Origin of the sequence: Phascolarctobacterium succinatutens CAG:287 (genome assembly GCF_000434895.1) — a bacterium.
Classification (GTDB): Bacteria; Bacillota; Negativicutes; order Acidaminococcales; family Acidaminococcaceae; genus Phascolarctobacterium_A; species Phascolarctobacterium_A succinatutens_A.
Map to the genome: position 1 here is coordinate 21,216 of NZ_FR892821.1, position 3,575 is coordinate 24,790.

Annotated in this window: 2 protein-coding genes; both read right to left on the reverse strand. The window is 46.1% G+C overall.

What is annotated here, in order from left to right:
* A partial coding sequence (locus tag BN587_RS10150; protein ID WP_303684971.1) for a pyruvate carboxylase subunit B occupies positions 1-930 on the reverse strand: 930 nt, incomplete at its 3' end.
* 151 nt (positions 931-1,081) lie between these two features.
* A complete protein-coding gene (locus tag BN587_RS10155) occupies positions 1,082-3,133 on the reverse strand; it encodes a transglycosylase domain-containing protein (protein WP_021721029.1) in 2,052 nt (683 codons plus the stop codon).
* Positions 3,134-3,575: the final 442 nt, after the last annotated feature.

The window sequence follows — 3,575 nt, forward strand, 5'->3', positions numbered from 1 at the left end:
GTTCAGCAGGTTGGAAAGCATACCGCCGGGAATCTGGAAGGTGAGCACCTTGGGATCGATGGGGATGTTGGCATTAAGGTTGAAGTCATGGATAAGGTTTTTGCGTACATCCTTGAAATAGTCAGCTAATGCATTAAGCTCGGCAAGGCTGATGCCTGTATCGTAGGGAGTGCCCTCCAGCGTTGCTACCAAAGCTTCGGTGCAGGGCTGGCTGGTGGATTCGGAGAACGGAGAAAGCGCGGTATCAATCATGTCCGCACCGGCTTCAACAGCCTTCAGGTAAGTCATATCACCCATACCGCTGGTGAAGTGGGTGTGCAGGTCGATAGGCAGGTCAAGCTCTGCCTTCAGGCTGCGGATAAGGCTTTCGGCAGCGTAGGGACGCAGCAGACCGGCCATATCCTTAATGCAGATGGAATCAGCGCCCATCTGCGCCAGCTCCTTACCTAATTGAACAAAGTCTTTGTCCTGATGGTAGGGGCTGATAGTATATACAATACAGCCCTGAACATGTGCGCCTGCTTCCTTAGCGGCACGCATTGCACATTCCAGGTTGCGGGTATCGTTAAGAGCATCGAAAATACGGATGATGGATACGCCGTTATCAACAGAACGGTTTACAAATTCGCGTACAACATCATCGGCATAATGGTTATAGCCCAAAATGTTCTGACCGCGCAGCAGCATTTGAATCGGGGTTTTACGCAGATGCTTTTTGAGTGTGCGCAGACGTTGCCAGGGATCCTCGTTAAGGAAGCGCAGGCAGGAGTCAAAGGTGGCGCCGCCCCAAGCCTCTAAAGCATAGTAGCCGGCGTTATCCAACTGTTCCAGTGCCGGCAGCATGTCGCTGATGCGCATTCTGGTGGCAGCAAGGGACTGGTGGCCGTCACGCAGGACGGTTTCAACTATTTTTACGGGTTTCTTCTCCATGGCAGTACTCCTTTTATTAGTATAGTTCGTTAATTTAAGCTGATTTATAGCTGTCATTATTATAGCATAAATCTGTATTCATGTATACAATATACTTAGTTTTGAGCAATAAAAAATGGTGGGCACACTTGGTGACCACCATAAAAGTGAATTAGTTACGCGGAGTAGGCTGGTTGCTGACAACAGGCTTGCCCATGATTTCGTTAACGCGGTCCTTCATGCTGCGTTTCTTTTTAGTGGGCTGGTTGCTTACTACAGGTGCCTGGTTGGCATTGCCTTCAGTTGTTACCGTAGCGGGAGCCTGCTTGTCTTTGTCCTTATCTTTATCCTTGTCTTTATCTTTGTCCTTATCATCCTGCTTGATTTCCGGTTCCGGCGGAACAGCTACGCCCGGATTGCTGAAGCCGGTGCGCGGAGTAGAGGCCAGAGCGTTGACCATGAAATCATGCCAGATAGAAAGCGGAGCGCCGCTGCCGTACATACGATTCATAGATTTGTTGTTATCATCGCCAACCCATACGGCAGTACTGAGGTCGGGAGTGTAACCAACGAACCAGGCATCAATGTAGGTATCGGTAGTACCGGTTTTACCTGCTGCCGGACGGCCGATTCCCATGCCGCCTGCAGTGCCGCTGATAAGAACATCCTGCAGCATATTAGTAGTCAGGTATGCTGCTTCGGCATCAATAACACGTTTGGGTTCAGGCTTAGCTTCGTACAGAACCTTACCCTCACGGTCAACAATCTTCAGCAGAGCAATAGGCTTGCAATACATACCATTGCTTGCCAGAACGCCGTAGGCTGCAGCCATTTCCAAGGGATTAACGCCCTTGCTGAGGCCGCCGAGTGCCATAGCGAGGTTTGCATCGCTGTAAGCACCGGAATCAACCAGAGTAGTAATACCCATTTTTTCGGCATTGTTAATAATTTTGCTTACACCAACCTCTTGGGCCAGCTTAACGGTAGGCACGTTCATAGAACGTACCAGAGCAGTACGCAGGCTTACCTTACCGTGCCATGCTCTGTCGGAGTTCTGCGGTTTCCAGCCGGGAGAGAATTCTTCTTCCTTATCTTCAATGACACTGGCCGGAGAATAACCGTTCTGCATTGCGGTCAGATAGACAAAAGGCTTGAAGGCAGAACCGGGCTGACGTACTGCAAGAGTAGCACGGTTGAACTTATCCTGGCCGCGGCCGCCGATCATAGCTTTAACATAACCGTTATGCGGGTCAACGGCAACCAGAGCCATTTGCGGCTGAGTCAGCTTCTTGCCGTCTGTATAATAGCCCGGCAGATGCTTCATAGCATTTTCAGCAGCCTTTTGCATATCCGGGTCTAAAGTGGTGTAAATCTTAAGACCGCCCTTATAGAGAGCGTCTGCACCAACCTCTTCGATAACCTTTTGGGTAATCATATCGAAGAAATAGGAGCGAGGATCGGAATTGGTTTTATGTGTTGTGCTGAAGACAAGCTTTTCTGCTTTGGCAGCATTACCATCGGCAGCAGAGATAAAACCGTATTTAACCATCTGGTCGATAACAAGCTCCTGACGTTTTTTACTTTCCAGCGGATTTTCAAAAGGATTAAAGTAGTTAGGGCTTTTGGGAATAGCTGCCAGAGTAGCAGCTTCAGCGATATCCAGATTCTGGACATGCTTATTGAAGTAATACATGGAAGCACTTTCAATACCGTATGCACCCTGACCGAAATAAATCTGGTTCAGATACATAGTGAGGATTTCATCCTTAGTATATTTGTGCTCAAGTTCCTTGGCAATAAAAGCTTCCTTAATTTTACGGATGATGGAACGTTCCTGGGTAAGGAAAGCATTCTTTGCCAGCTGTTGGGTAATGGTACTGCCGCCCTGTACTTCGTGACCGCTTAATGTAGAAAGCAGAGCACGTGCTGTGCCGCGGTAGTCAATACCACCGTGTTCATAGAAGCGATTATCTTCAATAGCAATAAAGGCACGCTGCACATGCTTAGGAATCTTATCAATAGTAACAGGTACTCTGCGTTCTTCCGAAAGCGTAGTATAGATTGCGTTACCATTGATATCATAGAACTGTGAAGCAGCGTCCGGAATCAGTGTTTCATCCATATTAGGAGGTGCAAAAAGACTGGAGAAGCCATAAAGCACTGATGCTCCCATTATAATGAGGCAAACAACACTGATGACAATGAATTTTAGTACTTTAAACATTTTCTACCTCTTCTTCATTATATTGACTGCGCAGCCAATACCAAAGGCTGCAAATAGAAGTCATCTTATTATAGCATTTTCAGACAACTTTGTCATAGAATTATTGAAAACTCAGCGTATTTATTTTAAAGGAAAGTATGTAAAAGCATGCTCTGGAAGGATATGTATTGAATCGGCAGTCTGCGGATAATGAAGATAGAAGAAAAAACCTACATGATTTTAAGAAAAAAATCTGCGCAGCAAAGAAAAATTTTACTGACTTTCGGCGGTTTTTATGAAAAAAACAGCTGAAAATACTACTTTTTTTGAGATTTTTTGAAGAATTTTTAATGCCGATAAAGGCGATAATTAAGCATGTTTCCTTTTACACGAATCCTAGTGTTTCACGAAAAAATCTTAAAAAAGTGCCGAAAAAAGTGTTGACATAACCTAGGTCACGTGG

Coding starts and splice junctions, on each gene's coding strand:
- BN587_RS10155 (WP_021721029.1), bottom strand. CDS start 3,133: ATGTTTAAAGTACTAAAATTCATTGTCATCAGTGTTGTTTGCCTCATT.